Annotated in this window: 3 protein-coding genes; 2 read left to right on the top strand and 1 reads right to left on the bottom strand. The window is 68.0% G+C overall.

Features of this window, described 5'->3' with window-relative positions; genetic code table 11:
* Positions 1-678, bottom strand: a 678-nt coding sequence (locus tag AC1DOC_RS29145) for an inositol monophosphatase family protein (RefSeq protein WP_478131066.1), incomplete at its 3' end; no start/stop codon positions are given.
* Positions 679-800: 122 nt separating this feature from the next.
* On the opposite strand from AC1DOC_RS29145, the gene AC1DOC_RS29140 reads away from it, so the two are divergent.
* Entirely contained in the window at positions 801-1,532 is a 732-nt protein-coding gene (locus tag AC1DOC_RS29140; RefSeq protein WP_478081014.1) for an RNA methyltransferase, read from the top strand.
* Positions 1,529-2,383, top strand: coding sequence for a serine O-acetyltransferase (gene cysE, locus AC1DOC_RS29135; RefSeq protein WP_259347691.1), 855 nt, complete (start codon positions 1,529-1,531; stop codon positions 2,381-2,383). Before AC1DOC_RS29140 ends, cysE begins: the two co-directional genes overlap by 4 nt.
* Positions 2,384-2,499: the final 116 nt, after the last annotated feature.

The following is a 2,499-nucleotide window of genomic DNA, read 5'->3' as shown; positions in this document are numbered from 1 at the left end:
GACCAGCAGCGAACCCGCGGCCACGTCCCAGGGATTGAGGCCCGTCTCGAAGAAGCCATCGGTGAAGCCGGCCGCCACGTAGGCCAGGTCGAGCGCCGCGGCGCCGGGGCGGCGCAGGCCCGCCATGCGCGGCATCATGTCGGCCATGATGGCCAGGTACTGCTTGAAGTTGTCGCCGCTGCGGAACGGAAAGCCCGTGGACACCAGGCATTCGCTGAGCCGGGTGCGCTTGGACACGCGGATGCGGCGCTCGTTCATGTAGGCGCCGCGGCCCTTGGTAGCGGTGAACAGGTCGTTGCGGCTCGGGTCGTAGATGACCGCCTGCTCGATCTTGCCGCGCACCGACAGCGCGATGGAAACGCAGTAGACCGGGAAGCCGTGGATGAAGTTGGTGGTGCCGTCGAGCGGATCGATGATCCAGACGTAGTCGGAATCCTTGGCGCCATGCTCGGTGCCCGATTCCTCGGCCAGGATGCCGTGCCCCGGATACGCGCCAAGCAGCGTTTCGATGATGACCTGCTCGCTGGCGTGGTCGACTTCGGTGACGAAGTCGTTGACCTGCTTTTGCGAGATGCGCACGGCCTCGACGTCGAGGGCGGCGCGGTTGATGATGGCGCCGGCGGCGCGTGCGGCCTTGACGGCCACATTGAGCATGGGATGCAGGTTGGGGGACGACATTCTGGATTGTGGGAAGAACGGTGGGATAGGTCCCCCTGGAGGCGACCCTGCGGTCCGGCGATGCGGGCGGCGAGAATCAAGCATTTTACCGGCTCCGCCGCCTCGTGTCTCCCAACCCCGCCATGCGCACCCGTTTCATCCTGATCCAGACCAGCCACGCCGGCAATGTGGGCGCCGCCGCCCGCGCCATGAAAACCATGGGTTTCGACGACCTGGTGCTGGTCGCGCCCCGGTGGGCCAACGTGCTGCGGCGCGAGGAAACCATCCAGCGCGCGAGCGGCGCGCTCGACGTGCTGACCAATGCCCGCATCGTCGAAACGCTCGACGAGGCGCTCGACGGCGTCACCCACCTGTGCGCCACCGCCATGATCCCGCGCGACTTCGGCCCGCCCACGCGCACGCCGCGCGAGCACCTGGAGCCGCTCGCCAAGCAGGGCGAGCAGCACGTGGCCTTCCTGTTCGGCTCCGAGCGCTTCGGCATGCGCAACGAAGACGTCTACCGCTGCAACGTGGCGCTCAGCATCCCGACCGATCCGAAGTTCGGCTCGCTCAACCTTGGGGCCGCGATCCAGGTGGTGGCCTACGAATGGCGGCTTGCGCTGGGCGGCTACGAGGTGCGCGATGCCACCGCGCCCATCGAGGCGGCCGATGCCAAGGCGGTGGCCGGCATGCTCGACCACTGGGAGCGTTCGCTGGTGGAGATCGGTTTTCTGGACCCGGCGGCGCCCAAGAAGCTGATGCCGCGGCTGCAGCAGCTGTTCAACCGCGCCCAGCCCACGCCGGAGGAGATCCACATCCTGCGCGGCATCGCCAAGGCCATGGCCGATGCGGCGCGCGGGCCGCGCAAGGGCTGACAAAACCCCATCGGCGATACGCGAAGACGGCCGGCCTTAGACTTCGCGGCCCTATCGATATAACGACAACAAAGGCTGCGATGTTCTCTCGATTGCGCGCCGACATCCGGTGCATCCTCGAACGCGACCCGGCCGCGCGCAGCGCCTGGGAAGTGATCACGGTCTATCCCGGCTTCCATGCCGTGGTGCTGCACCGCTGGGCGCACGCCTGTTGGACGCACGGCTTCAAGTGGCCGGCCCGCTTCATCGCGCACGTGGCGCGCGGGCTCACGGGCATCGAGATCCACCCGGCGGCGAAGATCGGCGAGCGGGTGTTCTTCGACCACGCAATGGGCGTGGTGGTGGGCGAGACCGCCGAGATCGGCGACGGCTGCACCATCTACCAGGGCGTGACGCTGGGCGGCACCTCGCTCTACAAGGGCACCAAGCGGCATCCGACGTTGGGCAAGAACGTGGTCGTGAGCGCGGGCGCCAAGGTGCTGGGCGGTTTCGTCGTCGGCGACGGTGCGAAGATCGGCAGCAACGCGGTGGTCATCAAGCCGGTGCCGGCGGGCGCCACGGCGGTGGGCATTCCCGCACGCATCATCCCGTCGAAGGCCGGCGAGAGCGCCGATGTGGCCGCGCCGCAGAAGTTCTCCGCCTACGGCATCACGCAGGAGGACGACCCGCTGAGCCAGGCGATGCGCGGGCTGATCGACAACGCCGCAGGCCAGGAGCACCAGATCGCGCTGCTGTGGCAGGCCATCGAGAAGCTGTCTGCGCATCCCGGCACCAAGGACTGCGTACCCTGCGACGCGGCGCGCGACGAGAGCTTCGAGGCGGAGAAGCTGACGCAGCTGATCGGGAAGTAAACCGGGGTTTCAGGGTGCCTTTGTTCGGGGCGCGTGCACAGGCCACCGGGTACTCCCCTCCGCGAATGTCCCCCGGCCTTCGGCCTCCTCCTTGATTTCGCTGCGGGGAGCACCCG

Source organism: Variovorax sp. 01T439_2 (genome assembly GCF_056398445.1).
Note: the sequence above shows the minus strand (reverse complement) of the source record. Positions and strands in the feature narration are given on the sequence as shown.

What these genes read in the sequence shown, in the direction of transcription:
- AC1DOC_RS29140 (WP_478081014.1), top strand. Translation starts at nt 801, where the DNA reads ATGCGCACCCGTTTCATCCTGATCCAGACCAGCCACGCCGGCAATGTG.